This window comes from Armatimonadota bacterium (assembly GCA_031459715.1).
In the GTDB taxonomy this organism is placed as follows: Bacteria; Sysuimicrobiota; Sysuimicrobiia; order Sysuimicrobiales; family Humicultoraceae; genus Humicultor; species Humicultor tengchongensis.
On the sequence record JAVKIA010000044.1, the window covers coordinates 1 to 16710 of the forward strand.

A 16710-nucleotide genomic window follows, 5' to 3' on the forward strand; every position below is an offset into this window, starting at 1 on the left:
CGTTCCTTCCCCCCGGCGGCCCGGGCGTCCGGGTGGACACCCACGCCTTCGCCGGCTACACCATCCCCCCGTACTACGACTCCCTGGTGGCCAAGGTGACGGCCTGGGGACAGACCCGGGAGGAGGCCATCGCCCGCATGCGCCGCGCCCTGGCCGAGTTTGAGATCGGCGGGGTGCCCACCACCATTCCCTTCCACCTGCGGGTGCTGGATAACGCCTTCTTCCACCGGGGCGAGGTCTACACCAACTTCGTGCAGCGGCGTATCGACCTGGCCACGCTCTAACGTACTTCGCGGCGTGGACCTCCCCGAGAGGACCTTGAGGGCCCAGGCGAGCTGTCCGCGGCCCGTGGCCCGGCCGGTTCACTCCCTCGCCCGTCGGTAGACCACCGCCGCGGCGCCGATGACACCCACGTCGTCGCCCAGGGCCGCAGGGACGATCCGAACCGCCGCGGCCGGGCGCTGGAAGGCGCGCTCCCGGACCACCCGGCGCACCGGCTCCAGCAGCAGGTCGCCCGCCTTGCTCACCCCGCCGCCGAAGACCACCATGGCCGGGTTGAGCACATTCACCAGCGAGGCCACCGCCAGGCCGATGTAGGAGCCGGCACGCGCGTAGACCTCCCGCGCCACCTCGTCCCCCCGGCCAGCGGCCTCCGCCACGGCCTCCGCGGTCAGGGCCTGCGGGGCGAGGGCGCGCAACCGGGTCTCCCGCCCCGTCCGCACCGCTTCCTGCGCCATACGGGCGATGGCCCCGCCCGAGGCCACCGCCTCCAGGTGCCCGCGGCGGCCGCAGCCGCACAGCGGCCCCTCCGGTTCCACCGTCATGTGCCCCACCTCTCCGGCCGTGCCGGAGACGCCATGGTAGAGCTCCCCGTTGAGGATGAGGCCTCCGCCGATGCCGGTGCTGACGGTGATGTAGATCAGGTCGCGCACACCCACCCCCACGCCCACCCAGGCCTCGGCCAGGGCGGCGGCGTTGGCATCGTTCTCCACCCACGTGGGGATGCCGGCGGCCTCCCGCAGCATGGCCGCCAGAGGCACATCTCGCCAGCCCGCCAGGTTCGGCGGCTCGAAGACCACGCCGCTTTGGGGATCCAGAGGCCCGGGAGCGCCCACGCCCAGGCCCAGCACCTCCTCCCGCCGCCGCCCGGCCTGCTGCAGCAGCGCCCACAGCTCCCGCACCAGGGTCCGGACGAAGTCCTGTGGCCCGCGCTGCGGTGTATCCATACGGCGGCGCACCTGCACGCCCCCGTGTGGATCCACCAGGGCCAGCAGGGTCTTGGTCCCGCCCACGTCGATCCCCACCACCGCCTGCCCGGCCATCCCCTACCTCCTGCGGCGCCCCCCAAAGCGCTGTCCCCAAGAGGAGCCAGGGAAGATTATTCGAAGTCTATGCTGAGGATCCCCACGGAGGTGTGCCCATGCCGGGTCTAATCGGGCTGCTCTTCTGGCCGATCGTCGTCGCCATCGTGGCGTTCATCATCATCCCCATGGCGGTCAAAGTGGTGCGGGAGTACCAGCGCCTGGTCGTCTTCCGCTTCGGCCGCTCCATCGGCCGTAAGGGGCCGGGGCTGGTCTTCCTCATCCCCCTGGTGGACCGCCCGGTTTGGGTGGACCTGCGGGAGGCCTTCCTGGAGATACCCAGCCAGACGTGTATCACCAAGGACAACGCCCCCATCAACATCGACTTCCTCATTTACTGGAAGGTGTTCGACCCGGAGATGTCGGTCATCCAGGTGCAGGACTTCGCCGGGGCGGCCCGCGGCATCGCCACCACCACGCTGCGCGCCGTCATCGGCGACATCGTCCTGGACGACGTCCTGGCCCAGCGCGAGCAGATCAACCAGGTGCTGCGGGCCAAGCTGGACGAGGTCACCGAGCGCTGGGGGGTGAAGGTGACCACGGTGGAGATCCGGGAGATCCTGCCGCCGCGGGAGGTGCAGGAGGCCATGACCCGGCAGATGTCCGCCGAGCGCACCCGCCGCGCGGTAGTGACTGAGGCCGACGGGAAGCGCGAGGCGGCCATCAAGGTGGCCGAGGGTGAGAAGCAGGCGGCGATCCTGCGCGCCGAGGGCGACCGGCAGGCGGCGATCCTGCGCGCCGAGGGCTTCGCCCTGGCCCTGGAGACCATTTTCGGCGCGGCCCAGAAGGTGGACAGCAAGACCATGGCCCTGCAGTACCTGGAGACGCTGAAGGCGCTGGGAGCCAGCCCGGCCACGAAGTTCGTCTTCCCCCTGGAGTTCACCCGTCTCCTGGGGCCGCTGGGCGATATGGCCGGACGCGCGTTTGGGGGCAGGGAGCCAGACAGCGGCCCGTAGGCAGCGGCAAACCCGCCTCCACCGTGAGGTCGCGGGCCGGTGGCCGGGCGGCCAGGATCCCGGAGTAGACCAGGTTGTAGACGATGGCCACAAAACCACCATGCCCATCCCGTAGCGGATGCTGTTGGAGACCAGGACAACGAAGTAGACCACGTAGAAGACTCTCTCCGCCCCATCGGTGAAGTACACCAGCAGTGAGATCAGGATCAGGTCAAAGCCGGTACGGGCCAGGCTCTCTTTGGCGGACTGGCTCCCTTCCCCGATGAGCCTCCGCTGGGGATATTATCGTTACGGTAATAGCGAAAAAACCGCTGTTACAGCCGCTCGGGAAAATGAGGGAGTGTTATCATGGGGGCGGCGATGGCGACCGAAGCTCTGGAAATCTGGATGGCCCGGCTTGAGGGTGGGTACGAGCAACTGGGGAAAAGGCTGGACGACCTTCGGGTGGAGGTGGTGGCTCTGCGGACCGAAGTGGCGGGGATCCGCGGGGAATCCCGTGCCGAGGCGGCCACGCTGCGAACTGAGGTGCGGGCAGAGATTGGAGAATTGCGCCAGGACATCCGGCGGGTTAACGGTCGGCTGGACTGGCTGGTTGCGGGAGTCTTCCTGGCTATCCTGACCCCAGTGCTCGTCCGCCTCTTCTTCCCTTAGCTTCGGACGGAATCCCTAGATAATGGCCTGTGCCGTGTCCGGGTCGAAGAGGTGGAGCTTGCGCATGTTGAAAACCACCTCCACCGGCAGACCCATCCGTGCCTCGCTCTTGGCGTCCACCCGTGCCACCACGGACTGGTCCCCGGTGGTCAGGTAGAGGATGATGTCGGAGCCGATGGGCTCGTGCACGTCCACCGTCGCCCGCACCGTCCACTCCTGCGGCGCGTCCCGCCACAGTGCCCGGTCCTGGATGTCCTCCGGGCGGATGCCGAAGATGACCTCCCGCCCGGAGTACGGCCGGGCGACAGGCACCAGGTCCTCGGGAATGGGGAGGCGGAAGGGGCCGGCATCCACCTCCATGCGACCGTTGCGCTCCACCAGCCGGCTGCGCAGGAAGTTCATGGCCGGACTGCCGATGAAGCCGGCGACGAAGAGGTTGGCCGGCTTCTCGTAGAGATTGAGCGGGGTGTCCACCTGCTGGATGACCCCGTCGTGCATGACCACGATGCGGTCGCCCATGGTCATGGCTTCTACCTGGTCGTGGGTGACGTAGATGGTGGTGGTTTGCAGGCGCGCGTGCAGCTTCTTGATCTCGGCGCGGGTCTCCACGCGCAGCTTGGCGTCCAGGTTGGACAGCGGCTCGTCCATGAGAAAGACCAGGGGCTCGCGGACGATGGCCCGCCCCAGGGCCACGCGCTGCCGCTGGCCACCCGAGAGCTGCTTGGGCTTGCGGTTGAGCAACCCCTCGATTCCCAGCATGGCCGCGGCCTCGCGTACACGCCGGTCGATCTCCGCCCGGGGGTACTTGCGCAGACGCAGGCCGAAGGCCATGTTGTCGTAGACAGACATGTGTGGGTAGAGAGCGTAGTTCTGAAAGACCATGGCGATGTCCCGGTCTTTCGGCGGCACGTCGTTCACCAGGCGGTCCGCGATGTAAATATTGCCAGCGGTGGCCTCCTCCAGGCCGGCGATCAGGCGAAGACAGGTGGTCTTGCCGCACCCCGAGGGTCCCACCAGCACGGTGAACTGCTTGTCGGGGATATCCAGGGTCATGTCGTTCACCGCGACTACGGCGCCGAACTTCTTGGTCAGGTGCTCCAGCTGAACCTTGGCCACGCCGCCTCCCACCTTATCCGTCTTGATCCAGGGCTTGCTCCACCCCCCTCCTATTAAAGCACGGGAGCGCCTCAGCCGCGCAACCGCCGTTTGATCGCATCAATGGGCGGGACGGGGGTGGGATCGACCCCTCGCAGCAGGGCCAGGTAGACGCTGACGAAGTCGCCGAACAACACCAGCGACAGCAGGCGGGCCAGGCGCCCCCTTCCCCGGGCGGTGACCTCGCTCACCGAGGCGGCGTTACGGAAGGACACCTCCCGGGTGGCCGCGATGCGGCGGGTCACCTCCGGTTCCTCCTCCGGCTCCCGCAGCAGGACCACGGCCACCCGCCCGGCCAGGGTCTGGTCCTCCCAGCCCACCGTCTCGTTGTGGTTTAGCTCGGAGAAGGTGTGCCACAGGGCCAGGACCTTCCCGTTTTCGCCGAGCTGGCTCTTCCACCGGTAGGCGACGGCGCCCAGGTCGGAGGTCGCGGCGTAGACCGCCGGCAGGTGACCGACCAGCCGCTGCGCCAGCTGTTTGGCCGGGTTGCGGTCGGTGGGAACATCCCGGCCCAGTTCTCCCGCAAGCTCCTCCAGGACGGCATGCGCCTCCGCCCACTCCCCGGGCAAGTCCGCCCGGGGGAGGAGGTAGCGCAGCGCGCCCACCATGGGCAGGAAGAGGTACGGCAGTGCTGCCCGAGGCGGGATGCCCCGTGGCACCGGGACCACCGCATCACCGTGCGCTGCGGCTAAACCCTCCAGGGTGCCGCCACTGGTGATGACGATGGCGGGAGCCCCGGCCTGCCTGGCCGCGGTGTAGGCGCTGATGGTCTCCTCGGTGTCGCCAGAGTAGGAGCAGGCGAAGACCAGCGTCTGCGGCCCGACGAATCCGGGCACACGGCTGTCCTTGACCACCACTACCGGCAGAGGGAAAGCCGGCCGCAGCAGGGCCGCCAGGAGGTCACCGCCGACCCCGGAACCACCCATCCCCAGGATCACGACGGTGGTGTGCGGGCCTGGCGGCAGCTGCAGCCGCAGGCCCGCCTCCCAGGCTTCGGTCCCCATGGCGGGGAACCGGGCCACGAGGTCGATCATCCCCTGGGGATCAAGGCGGCGGTAGATCTGCGGATCGTCGAGAGGGTGCACGAAAGGTATTATAAGGCCATGCTGAGCGGGAAGAACCTCCGCCGCCTCCTGGAGGTGCGTGAGCGCATCCGCCGCCAGGTCGCGGCGCTGCCGCTGCGCCAGCAACGGGAGCTGCTGCGCGTCATCGAGTCCGCGCGGCGGGAACGGCTGCCCGGTCCGCGGGACCCCGTGCGGGAGCTGGCGGCGGGGGAGGTACTGCGGCAGATCAAGTGGCTGGTGGGGACCCTTTCCCTGGAGGAGGCAGAGGCGGCCGTCCGCGCGCTGGACCGCTTCCAGCGGGAGCCGCGGTGGCGCGCGGCCAGGCGCTGACCCGACCGTGAGGCTCCTGGTGACCGGGGGAGCCGGCTTCATCGGGTCGCATGTGGTGGACGCCTACGTGGCGGCGGGCCACGACGTGGTGGTGGTAGACACCCTGCGCACGGGGAGGGCGGATTACGTCCACCCCCGGGCGAGGCTCTACCAGGTGGATGTCGCCTCCCCGGAACTGGCGGACGTCTTCGCCCGGGAGCGTCCGGAGGTCGTCAACCACCATGCCGCCCTGGCTTCGGTCAGCCTCTCCGTGCGGCAACCCCTGGAGGACGCACGGGTCAACGTGCTGGGGACGCTCAACGTGCTGGACCAGGCGGCGCGATCCGGCGTGCGCAGGGTCATCTACGCCTCCACCGGCGGGGCGCTTTACGGCGAGCCGGAGACCATCCCCGTACGCGAGGACCACCCCGTGCGACCGCTCAGTCCCTATGGGGCCTCCAAGTACGCGGGAGAGGTCTACGTGCGCCTCTACCACCGGCTGCACGGCCTGCCCTACTTCATCCTCCGCTATTCCAACGTCTTCGGGCCGCGCCAGGACCCGCTGGGCGAAGCTGGTGTGGTGGCCATCTTCGCGGCGGCCATGCTGCGGGGCCAGACCCCGGTCATCTTCGGCGACGGCACGCAGACCCGAGACTTCGTCTACGTAGAGGACGTGGTGCGGGCCAACCTTCTGGCCACTACTTCTCAAGACTGCGGCGTGGTGCACATCGCCACGGGGGTGGAGACGACGGTCAAGGACGTCCACCGGCTGCTGGCGGCGGCAATCGGCTATTGGGCGGCGCCGCAGCACGGACCGCCCCGGGAAGGCGACGTCTACCGGATCGCCCTTGACGTCACCCTGGCGGGACGCACCCTGGGATGGCGACCGCAGGTTGTCCTGGAGGAGGGACTGCGCCGCACGGTGGAGTGGTTCAGGAGCCGGGGGCTGCAGGAGTGACCCAGGAGGCCATGCTGCGCAGCCTGGCCGCGCTCTACGGCGTCCAGACCGTCTACTTCGACGTGTACGGCCGGCGGCAGCGCGCTTCGGTGGAGAGCCTGCTGGCGGTGCTCCGCGCGCTGGGCGCACCGCTTGAGGGTCTGCGTGACGTCCCGGAGGCCCTGCGGGCGGTACGGGAGGCGCACCGGCAGGCAGGGTGCGAGCCGGTCGCGGTGGCCTGGGACGGCCGGCTACGGGGCGTGGAACTGAGGCTCCCGGCGGTCGACTCCCCTCCTCTTGACTGCCGTCTGCACCTTGAGGACGGCAAAACCATCACCTGGCGCACTTCTGCGGGCCGGCTCCGCCCCCGGGGCGAGGCGCAGATCGGGGAAAGACGCTACCTCCTCTTCCGCCTCCCAATGCCGGGCCGCCTGCCGCCGGGATACCACCAGCTGGTGGTCCGCGCCGGAAGGCGCAGATGGGAAACGATGCTCATCTGTGCGCCCCGCCAGGCGTACCTCCCTGCCCCGGAGGGGCCGGCGGCCCACACCTGGGGTGTCTTCCTCCCGCTATACGCTCTTCGCAGTCGCCGGTCGTGGGGCACCGGGGACTTCACCGACCTTGAGGCGCTGCTGGATTGGGTGGGTGGCCTGGGCGGGGGCGTGGTGGCCACGCTGCCTTTGCTGGCGGCGTTCCTGGACGAACCCTGCGAGCCCAGCCCCTACGTTCCGGCGAGCCGCCTCTTCTGGAATGAGCTCTACCTGGACCCTGCCCGCAGCCCCGACCTGCCCGGCTGCCCGGAGGCGCAGGAGCTCCTGGGGTCGGCGGCGCACCGCAGGGAGCTGGCCCGCCTGCGGAAGGCGCCGCTGGTGGACTACCGCGCCGCCATGCGGGTGAAGCGGCCGGTGCTGGAGGCGCTGACCCGATCCGTCTTCCGGGAGCCTTCGGCCCGGCGGGAGGCCCTCCTAGCCTTCGCCAGCGCCCGCCCCCATCTGGAGGACTATGCCCGGTTCCGGGCGGTGGGTGAACGGCTGCGCCGCCCCTGGCCGGCCTGGCCACCCCGCCCGCGCGAGGGGAACATTCAGCAGGGAGACTATGACGAGGACGCGCGGCGCTACCACCTCTATGTGCAGTGGCTGGCTCACGAGCAGCTCTCGGCCCTGGCCGGGCAGGCCCGCCAGCGCGGGTCCGGCCTGTACCTGGACCTGCCCCTGGGCGTACACCCGGACGGCTACGACGTCTGGCGAGAGCGGGAGGTCTTCGCCCGGGGCGTCTCCGGGGGCGCGCCGCCCGACGCCTTCTTCACCAGGGGGCAGGACTGGGGCTTCCCGCCCCTCCACCCCCAGCGACTGCGGGCGCAGCGTTACAGGTACTTCATCCAGGTGATCCGCCACCACCTGGAGCACGCCGGCGTCCTGCGGCTGGACCACATCATGGCCCTGCACCGCCTATTCTGGGTGCCCCAGGGCATGGAGGCGCGCCAGGGTGTCTACGTCACTTACCCGGCAGAGGAGCTCTATGCCATTTTGACCCTGGAGTCACACCGCCACAGGGCCGTCATCGTGGGGGAGGACCTGGGGACCGTTCCCCCGCAGGTGCGCCGGGCGATGCACCGTCACGGACTGGTGCGGATGTACGTCGTCCAGTACGAGGCCCGGCCAGATGCGGCGCGGCCTCTGGGTAAGGTCACGGAGGACTTCCTGGCGGAGCTGAACACGCACGACATGCCGCCCTTCGCCGCATTCTGGCAGGGGCTGGACATCCGGGAGAGGCAGGCTCTCGGCCTGCTGGATGCCGCCGCCGCCCGGGTGGAGCGACGGGAGCGGCAGCGACTGCGCCAGGCGATTGTGACATTCCTCCGCGCCAGGCGGTGGCTGGAGGCAAGGAGTGCGGGAGCGGCAGGTGTGCTCCGGGCCCTCCTGGCCTACCTGGCAGCGGGCCCGGCCCGCATAGTCGTGCTGAACCTGGAGGACCTCTGGCTGGAACGGCGGCCGCAGAACGTCCCCGGGACCGGGTCGGAACGGCCCAACTGGCGACGGAAAGCCCGGTACTACTTCGAGGAGTTCCGCCGCCTGCGGCAGGTGACCTCTGCCCTCCGCCTGGTGCACCGCCTGCGGCGGGCGCATCGGGACCGAGGTGGCATGGCGTGAGGGCGGAGAGAATGAAGCGAGCGGAGGTCACCCTCCTGTCGGCGGACGACCTCCATTACTTCAACGAAGGGACACACGACCGCCTCTACGAGAAGCTGGGTGCCCACCCCCTGGACATCGACGGGGTGGCGGGGACCTACTTTGCCGTCTGGGCGCCCAATGCCCGCTGGGTGTCAGTGATCGGGGACTTCAATCGCTGGGACCCCGCGGCCCACCCCCTCCGGCCGCGGGAACAGTCGGGCATCTGGGAGGGGTTCCTCCCGGGGGTGAGAGCGGGGACCCGCTACAAGTACCACATCGTCTCACGTCATGGCGACTACCGGGTGGATAAGGCCGACCCCCTGGCCTTCGCCGCAGAGCCGCCGCCCCGCACCGCCTCGCTGGTCTGGGACCCGGTCTATGCATGGGGCGACACAGAGTGGATGGCGCAGCGGGCTCAACGCAACAGCCTCTCCGCCCCCATGGCCATCTACGAAGTGCACCTGGGCTCCTGGATGCGCGACCCGCAGGAGGGCCATCGCTGGCTCACCTACCGGGAGCTGGCCCCCCGTCTGGCGGAGTATGTCCAGCGGATGGGGTTCACCCACGTGGAGTTCCTGCCGGTGATGGAGCACCCCTTCTACGGCTCTTGGGGCTACCAGGTCACCGGTTACTTCGCGCCGACCGCCCGCTACGGCACGCCCCAGGACCTCATGTTCCTGATCGACTTCCTCCACCAGGAGGGAATCGGGGTGATCCTGGACTGGGTCCCCTCCCACTTTCCCACCGACGAGCACGGCCTGGGGTTCTTCGACGGGACGCACCTCTACGAGCACGCCGACCCCAGGCGGGGCCTCCACCCTGACTGGAACAGCTACATCTTCAACTACGACCGGCACGAGGTGCGCAGCTTCCTCCTGTCCAGCGCCCGCTTCTGGCTGGATCGCTACCACGCCGACGGCCTGCGCGTGGACGCGGTGGCTTCCATGCTCTACCTGGACTACTCCCGCAAGGAGGGGGAGTGGATCCCCAATATCTACGGCGGAAGGGAGAACCTGGAGGCCATCGCCTTCCTCCGCCGCCTGAACGAGGTGGTCTACGGGCAGATCCCGGGGGTGCAGACCATCGCCGAGGAGTCCACGGCCTGGCCCATGGTCTCCCGCCCCACCTACCTGGGCGGGCTGGGGTTCGGCATGAAGTGGGACATGGGCTGGATGCACGACACCCTGGAATACATGCGCCGCGATCCCATTCACCGCAAGTACCACCACAACCAGCTCACCTTCCGCATGCTGTACGCCTTCAGCGAGAACTTCGTCCTGCCGCTTTCCCACGACGAGGTGGTGCACGGCAAGGGCTCCCTGTGGGCCAAGATGCCAGGGGACCCCTGGCAGCGGGCCGCCAATCTGCGGCTGCTGTTGGGCTACATGTACGCCCAGCCCGGGAAGAAGCTGCTCTTCATGGGTGGGGAGTTTGGGCAGCAGCGGGAGTGGGCGCACCAGGAGAGCCTGGACTGGCACCTGCTGGCCGACCCGCGACACGCCGGCCTGCAGCGGTGGGTGGAGGACCTGAACAGACTCTACCGGCGCACCCCGGCCCTGCATGAGCTGGACTTCGACCCCTCCGGCTTCGAGTGGGTGGACGCCAGCGACAGCGAGCACAGTGTGCTGAGCTTTCTGCGCCGGGGCTGCTCCGCGGCGGAAGCCATCCTGGTCGTGGCCAACTTCACCCCGGTGCCCCGTCACGGCTACCGGGTGGGAGTCCCCTCCGGGGGCTGGTGGGAGGAGATCCTGAACAGCGACGCCGCCGTCTACGGCGGCAGTGGACTGGGCAACCTGGGCGGGGTACAGGCCGATCCCATCCCCTTTCACGGCCGCCCCTTCTCGCTTGGCCTGACCCTGCCGCCGCTGGCCGTAGTCTTCCTCAGGTCGAAAACGTAAGCCCTCGCCTGCTCGGGTCTGGTTTCGGAGGGGCGCGCGAGCTTCCCTACGGTGCCCCGCGGTCCGCAGATAGAGACCGCCCTCAGCCCACAGGGCTTTTCGGTCGGGTTGCACACATTGGCTAAGATTCTTGTTGGAGGTTCCCTGCGAAGTCGATGCGGATTCCTGCTGAACACGCGTCATAGCCCCGCTGCAAAGGAGCCAGCAACCTCCACCTCTCAAGATCGTACGGTTTTCGCTTTTTGGAGTCCGCGCCAGGAGGGCGATGCAGATGACGGCGACGACAGCCCCCTCCCTGCGAGAGGTGAAGTTCAGACTGGACGGCCGCCGCGTCCCCGGGGCGCGCTGGGTGGCCGTTGTCGGGCCTTTCAACGACTGGGACCCCTCCACACACCGGTTGACGCGCCAGGACGACGGCTGGTGGTCTATCACCCTGACCCTGCCACAGGGCAAGTACCCCTATCTGTTCATCGCCGACGGCTTTCCCTGCAACGACCCTGAAGACGACGGGCGGATACCCTGTGAGTGGGGAGGCTGGTACTCCGTCCGCCTGGTGCGCTAACCACCCTGGCAATTCGCTGACGCCAATTTCGGGGGATCCCGGGCCGGCCTATGCCGGAGTTCCGGGATAGGGTACTCAGCCTGATGGGCTCTCCCGCAGCACCCTGACCTGGCGAGACTGGAGCAGCAGGGAGCTGCCCGGGGACAGCGGTGTCTGCCGGCCGCGAGCTGTATCCAGGGGCAGGACCAGCTCCCAACCTCGCCCCTGAGGGGGCTGCGGGAGGGTGAAGCGCCGGACTCCCTCGGTGTTGAAGATCACCAGCAGGGTGTCGTCGCCAAGCGTCCTGCCCCGGTCATCCACTTCGCGGATCATGCGCCCGTTGAGCAGCATCCCCAGCGCCTGCGGCTGGGAGGTCTTCCAGTCCTGTGCTGTCATCTCCCGTCCCTCCGGGTGTACCCACAGCACATCTCTATCTCCGCCGGGGTGGGGCTGGCCGCTGAGGAAGTGGCGCCGGCGGAAGGTGGGGTGGCTGCGGCGGAAGGCGATGACCCGGCGGACGAACTCCAGGAAGCGTTGCCTCCGCTCGTCCAGGTCCCAGTGGTACCAGCTCAGCTCGTTGTCCTGGCAGTAGGCGTTGTTGTTGCCCTGCTGGGTGCGGGAGAGCTCGTCACCGCCTAGCAACATGGGCACGCCCTGGGAGAGGAGCAGGGTGCTGATCAGGCAGCGTTTCGTCTCTTCCCGGCAGGCCAGCACCCGGGGATCGTCGCTGGGGCCCTCCACGCCGCAGTTGGTGCTGTAGTTCTCCTCAGCACCGTCCCGATTGCCCTCTCTGTTGGCTTCGTTGTGCTTGCGCTCATAGCTGACCAGGTCTTCCAGGGTGAACCCGTCATGAGCGGTGACGAAGTTGACCGACGCGTAAGGGCGTCGGCCGCTGCGAGCATAGAGGTCGCTGCTGCCAGCGACGCGGACGGCGAACTCCCCCAGCGTCCCAGGGTCGCCTCGCCAGAACCGGCGGACGGCGTCCCGGTACCGACCGTTCCACTCAGCCCACAGCCAGGGGAAGTTCCCCACCTGGTAGCCCCCCTCTCCCACGTCCCAGGGCTCGGCGATGAGCTTGACCCTGGCCAGAACCGGGTCCTGCTGGATCACCTTGAAGAACGCCGCCAGCATGTTGACGTCGTAGAATTCCCGCGCCAGGGCCGCGGCCAGATCGAAGCGGAATCCATCCACGTGCATCTGCTCCACCCAGTAGCGCAGGCTGTCGGTGATCAACTGAAGGACATAGGGGTTCCCCGGGTTCAGGGTGTTGCCGGTACCGGTGTAGTCGGCGTAGTAGCGAGGGTCCTCGGCCAGCTTGTAATAGGCGTAGTTGTCAATACCCCGGAAGGAGAGGGTGGGACCCAGGTGATTCCCTTCCCCGGTGTGGTTGTAAACCACGTCGATGAGGACCTCCAGGCCACGGGCATGCAGGGCGCGGACCATCATCTTGAACTCCCGCACGGCGCCGGTCGGCCCCCAGGCAGCATAGGTGGGCTCGGGCGCGAAGTAGGCCAGGGGATTGTACCCCCAGTAGTTGGACAGCCCCTGGTCCACCAGGTGGCGGTCGTTGACAAAGGCCTGGACTGGCATGAGTTCTATGGTGGTAACACCCAGGCACTTCAGGTGATCCAGGATGGGATCGGAAGCCAGGCCGAGGTAAGTTCCGCGCAGCTCCTGGGGGACCTCCGGGTGAAGCTTGCTGATACCCTTGACGTGCGTCTCGTAGATAATGGTCTCCTCCCAGGGGATGCGGGGAGGCCGGTCGTCCCCCCACTCGAAGGCGTCCTCGACCACCGCTCCCAGGGGGGCCCAGGAGGCGCTGTCCTCCTCGCTGGCCACCAGGTCTGCCCGGGGGTCGCCCAGGCGGTAGCCAAAGAGGCTGTCGTGCCAGCGCAGGGGCCGGCCGACGGCCTTGGCGTAGGGGTCCAGGAGGAGCTTGCGGGGGTTGAAGCGGTGTCCGGCCTGAGGCCAGTAGGGACCCCAAACCCGGTAGCCGTAGAGCTGACCCGGACGCAGGTGGGGAAGATAGCCGTGCCAGACCGGACCCGTCCGCTCGGGAAGGGGTAGCGCACGACCCTGAGGGTCGTCGGGGTGGTCGAACAGGACCAGCTCCACCCGCTCGCCGTGCTCGCTGTAGAGGGCGAAGTTGACACCCAGGCCGTCCCAGGTGGCGCCCAGCGGGTACGGCCGTCCGGGCCACACTTCCGTCATCGTGGGTATTCTAGTATAGGGACGCTGTAAGCGCACCTGCGGACGGTGTTCAGACACTCCTGGTGGCGGAGTTGGACACGGATCCGACCCGAGGATTCCTTTCCAGGGGTCAGGCGGCTCGGGTAAGGGCTAATGGACGATTCGCTCTGGTACAAAGACGCCATCATCTACCAGGTGCACGTGAAGGCCTTCTACGACAGCAACGGAGACGGCCGGGGGGATTTCCGCGGCCTCCGGGAGAAGCTGGACTACCTGCAGGACTTGGGCGTGACCTGTCTGTGGCTTCTACCCTTCTACCCTTCTCCCTTGAAGGACGACGGCTACGACATCGCCGACTACCGGGGTATCCACCCCGACTACGGAACGCTTGAGGACTTCCAGGCCTTCCTGGAGTCAGCGCACTCGCGGGGGATGCGGGTGGTCACCGAGCTGGTGCTCAACCACACCTCCGACCAGCACTCCTGGTTCCAGGAGGCGAGGCGCAATCCCGCGTCGCCCTACCGCGACTACTATGTCTGGAGCGACACCGACCAGCGCTATACCCAGGCGCGGGTCATCTTTCTGGACACGGAACGCTCCAACTGGACCTGGGATCCGGTGGTCAAAGCCTACTACTGGCATCGCTTCTTCAGCCACCAGCCCGACCTGAACTACGACAACCCGCGGGTGCAGGAGGAGATCCTGGAGGTCATCGCCTTCTGGCTGGACCGGGGCGTGGACGGCCTGCGCTGCGACGCCGTCCCCTACCTCTACGAGCGGGAGGGGACGAACTGCGAGAACCTACCGGAGACCCACGCCTTCCTGAAGCGCCTGCGCCGCTTCGTCGACCAGCGCTATGAGGGGACGCGCATGCTGCTGGCGGAAGCCAACCAGTGGCCGGAGGATGTGGTGGCCTACTTCGGTGAGGGCGACGAGTTCCACATGGCCTTCCACTTCCCTCTGATGCCGCGCATGTTCATGGCCATCCGCCAGGAGGACCGTCAGCCCATCGCGGAGATCCTGCGGCGCACGCCGCCCATCCCGCCCGCCTGCCAGTGGGCCCTCTTCCTGCGCAACCACGACGAGCTGACCCTGGAGATGGTTACCGACGAGGAGCGGGACTACATGTACCACGAGTACGCGCGGGACCCGCAGATGCGACTGAACCTGGGCATCCGCCGACGCCTGGCTCCCCTGCTGGAGGGCAGTCGCCGCCGCATGGAGCTGATGAACAGCCTGCTGTTCTCCCTGCCCGGCACGCCCATCATCTACTACGGCGACGAGATCGGGATGGGCGACAACATCTACCTGGGCGACCGCAACGGCGTGCGCACTCCCATGCAGTGGTCCGCCGACCGCAACGCCGGCTTCTCCCGGGCCGACCCGGAGCGGCTCTACCTCCCGCCCATCGAGAACCCCCAGTATCACTATGCCGCGGTGAACGTGGACGCCCAGCAGCGCAGCCCCGCCTCCCTGCTCAACTGGATGAAGCGGCTCATCGCCATCCGCAAGCGCTTCCCCCTGTTCGGCCGGGGAGCGCTGGAGATCCTGGAGCCGGCGAACCGGCGCATCTTCGCCTACCTGCGCAGCGACGCCAGTGAGACCATCCTCTGCGTGGCCAACCTCTCCCGGTTCGTTCAGCCCTGCGAGCTGGACCTGCGCCGCTACCGCGGCCACGTGCCGGTGGAGCTCTTCGGGCAAACCCCTTTCCCGCCCATTGGCGACCTGCCCTACTTCCTGACTCTGGGGCCGCACAGCTTCTACTGGTTCCGCCTGGTGCGGGCAGACCGCCCCTAGCAGAGTGTCGTAAGATACTTCGCCCAGACCGTCCGGTTCCGGAGGGGTGTGCACGGCTCAGCCATGAGCGGGAGCTCCCTCATCCGCGCGCAGCACCACCCTCCCGCCTTATGGATGGCGCGGCCGCTGCGGCAGGAGGTCCCGGAGCGACTCCCGAAACAGGAACGCCAGGTCCATCCGCGCGAGGCCGGTCTGTTCCAGGAAGACAGTGCGCGACTTGTCATCGCGGGAGTACAGCAGCCTCCCGCGCAGGGCCGCGGCCCGAAGCCCAAGGGGCGCGTCGTTCAGGAACACCACTTCCACCGGCAGGCCGACTGCGCTCTCCAGTCGCGCAGCCAGGGCCAGCTGGGCGGAGAGCGGATCCAGTTGATCGTACTGCCCAGGATCGATGAAGACGGCCACGTCGATGTCTTCAAACGGCCCTTTTGCGGTGAACGAGCCAAAGACGTAGGCGAAGAGGACTGCCGCTTCCCGTTCCAGCGCGGCACGCAGACGCTGCACGCACTGCTCGCGCTCCTCCCCGCGAAGCGTGTGCAACGCCCTGACGCCCGGCCTGAGCATCATCCCTGCGCCCCACTTTCCCGGCGCGCGTAGTCGCCCACCGCGGTGAGGAACGCCTCCAGATCGTCAAGCCCCGTCCTCATCAGCCCGTGCAGCCGCCGGTCGTCCACGCGGCCGTAGCCGTGAACCAGCAGGTTGCGCAGCCGCGCCAGCGCGCTCAGCTTCTCTGCCAGCCCGGCATCGAGGATACCGAGCTCCCCCAGCGCAGCAAAGCACCCGGGGTAGCTGTCAGGTGCCCGGCCCAGGCGCGCGCAGAGATGAGTGCAGATGGCCGCTGCGGCCTCCACTACCACGATCAGGCCGTACCGGGCGGCCCGGACCTTCTCGGCATCGGCGGCAAACGCATCCGTTGGCCCGGACGCGTAGGCGCGCAGCCGTTCCATCTCAACGCGGATGTCTGCCGCCCGGCTGCGGATGAGGTCGAGGTTGACCGGGACGGGAGTCACGCCAGAATTATACTCCCTCCTCCAGGCGGACGAGCGCGATGTTCTAAACCCATCCATATGGAGTGACGCTGCTGTAGGCTCGCCACGTAAACGCTCCAATGGCAACAACCAGGAGGACGGTTAGCCACAGCGGGAAGGGAGTCCAAACTTGCACTCCGAGCATTGCAACTGTCAACACGACAAACATGCATGTTGAAGCAATGCGTTTGCGATGTAAACGCAGAGTACCAATCTGTTGGGAGATTTTCCGTGGTACAGGATTGCCACCGGCCTGAACGAACAGAGTGTCAATGCGTGGCTGTAAGCCTGTATGGACGTAAGTCAACAAACCAGCAATGAGCAAGAGGAGGAGGAATTTGAGCCCGAGGATTGGGTTGGTTACGAGGGTATCTAACCCCAATCCCCTCAACAGCACCAGGGCCAGGCCTGTCATCAGAGCGGTTCCCTGGAACACATAACAAGGGATGGTACGGTTCTTAATAACGTTCTCCATGTAGGTGTCTGCTCGGTCACCCAGAGGCGCCCCTAATCGTGCGCGTTGATTGACCGCGACGAGAGCATAGAACGGCCACGCCATTAAGATCGCGGTAGCGATGTGGACGACCTTGAGAATGCTGATAGCGGTTTCCATCATTTACCCTCCTCTCTTTCCCGCCAACCCTGGCAGATCGCC

General features: G+C 67.7%; 16 protein-coding genes. 9 read left to right on the top strand and 7 right to left on the bottom strand.

What is annotated here, in order from left to right; translation table 11 throughout:
• The coding region (locus tag QN152_12355; protein MDR7540301.1) for an acetyl-CoA carboxylase biotin carboxylase subunit at nt 1–284 on the top strand (284 nt) is incomplete at its 5' end.
• Nucleotides 285–362: 78 nt separating this feature from the next.
• On the opposite strand, the gene QN152_12360 is transcribed toward QN152_12355, so the two are convergent.
• Nucleotides 363–1322 (bottom strand): ROK family glucokinase, encoded by a 960-nt coding sequence (locus QN152_12360; GenBank protein MDR7540302.1) that lies wholly within the window; start codon nt 1320–1322, stop codon nt 363–365.
• 98 nt (nt 1323–1420) lie between these two features.
• On the opposite strand from QN152_12360, the gene QN152_12365 reads away from it, so the two are divergent.
• Complete coding sequence (locus QN152_12365) at nt 1421–2317, top strand: SPFH domain-containing protein (protein ID MDR7540303.1); 897 nt, start codon at nt 1421–1423, stop codon at nt 2315–2317.
• A 348-nt stretch (nt 2318–2665) separates the two neighbouring features.
• The gene (locus QN152_12370) at nt 2666–2968 is read left to right on the top strand and encodes a hypothetical protein (protein ID MDR7540304.1); all 303 of its coding nucleotides are present in this window, start codon (nt 2666–2668) and stop codon (nt 2966–2968) included.
• 15 nt (nt 2969–2983) lie between these two features.
• On the opposite strand, the gene QN152_12375 is transcribed toward QN152_12370, so the two are convergent.
• Nucleotides 2984–4084 carry an ABC transporter ATP-binding protein gene (locus QN152_12375; GenBank protein ID MDR7540305.1) on the bottom strand — a complete coding sequence of 367 codons (1101 nt, stop codon included), beginning with the start codon at nt 4082–4084 and terminating at the stop codon, nt 2984–2986.
• A gap of 71 nt (nt 4085–4155) precedes the next feature.
• Nucleotides 4156–5208: a bifunctional phosphoglucose/phosphomannose isomerase gene (locus tag QN152_12380; protein MDR7540306.1), complete on the bottom strand. Its 1053-nt coding sequence runs from the start codon at nt 5206–5208 to the stop codon at nt 4156–4158.
• Between the two features lie 18 nt (nt 5209–5226).
• Here QN152_12380 and QN152_12385 point away from each other — a divergent pair, with 18 nt between their 5' ends.
• The 5 genes from QN152_12385 (at nt 5227) to QN152_12405 (ending at nt 11064) form a co-directional block, all read left to right on the top strand.
• On the top strand, nt 5227–5517 hold the full coding sequence (locus QN152_12385; protein MDR7540307.1) for a hypothetical protein: 291 nt from the start codon (nt 5227–5229) through the stop codon (nt 5515–5517).
• Between the two features lie 19 nt (nt 5518–5536).
• On the top strand, nt 5537–6454 hold the full coding sequence (locus tag QN152_12390; GenBank protein ID MDR7540308.1) for an NAD-dependent epimerase/dehydratase family protein: 918 nt from the start codon (nt 5537–5539) through the stop codon (nt 6452–6454).
• Entirely contained in the window at nt 6451–8583 is a 2133-nt protein-coding gene (malQ, locus tag QN152_12395) for a 4-alpha-glucanotransferase (protein MDR7540309.1), read from the top strand. Before QN152_12390 ends, malQ begins: the two co-directional genes overlap by 4 nt.
• Before the next feature lie 11 nt (nt 8584–8594).
• Nucleotides 8595–10502, top strand: coding sequence for a 1,4-alpha-glucan branching protein GlgB (gene glgB / locus QN152_12400; protein ID MDR7540310.1), 1908 nt, complete (start codon nt 8595–8597; stop codon nt 10500–10502).
• Between the two features lie 271 nt (nt 10503–10773).
• Nucleotides 10774–11064 carry a hypothetical protein gene (locus QN152_12405; GenBank protein ID MDR7540311.1) on the top strand — a complete coding sequence of 97 codons (291 nt, stop codon included), beginning with the start codon at nt 10774–10776 and terminating at the stop codon, nt 11062–11064.
• A 75-nt stretch (nt 11065–11139) separates the two neighbouring features.
• Here the strand turns inward: QN152_12405 and glgX are convergent, their stop codons facing one another.
• Nucleotides 11140–13254, bottom strand: coding sequence for a glycogen debranching protein GlgX (glgX, locus tag QN152_12410; GenBank protein MDR7540312.1), 2115 nt, complete (start codon nt 13252–13254; stop codon nt 11140–11142).
• Nucleotides 13255–13386: 132 nt separating this feature from the next.
• On the opposite strand from glgX, the gene treS reads away from it, so the two are divergent.
• Complete coding sequence (gene treS, locus QN152_12415; protein ID MDR7540313.1) at nt 13387–15030, top strand: maltose alpha-D-glucosyltransferase; 1644 nt, start codon at nt 13387–13389, stop codon at nt 15028–15030.
• Nucleotides 15031–15138: 108 nt separating this feature from the next.
• Here the strand turns inward: treS and QN152_12420 are convergent, their stop codons facing one another.
• The 3 genes from QN152_12420 to QN152_12430 are packed head-to-tail and all read right to left on the bottom strand — an operon-like array spanning nt 15139 to nt 16671.
• Nucleotides 15139–15594: a nucleotidyltransferase domain-containing protein gene (locus tag QN152_12420; GenBank protein MDR7540314.1), complete on the bottom strand. Its 456-nt coding sequence runs from the start codon at nt 15592–15594 to the stop codon at nt 15139–15141.
• Nucleotides 15591–16037 (bottom strand): DUF86 domain-containing protein, encoded by a 447-nt coding sequence (locus tag QN152_12425; protein MDR7540315.1) that lies wholly within the window; start codon nt 16035–16037, stop codon nt 15591–15593. The genes QN152_12420 and QN152_12425 overlap by 4 nt, the downstream gene beginning before the upstream one ends.
• A 43-nt stretch (nt 16038–16080) precedes the next feature.
• Complete coding sequence (locus QN152_12430) at nt 16081–16671, bottom strand: hypothetical protein (GenBank protein MDR7540316.1); 591 nt, start codon at nt 16669–16671, stop codon at nt 16081–16083.
• Nucleotides 16672–16710: the final 39 nt, after the last annotated feature.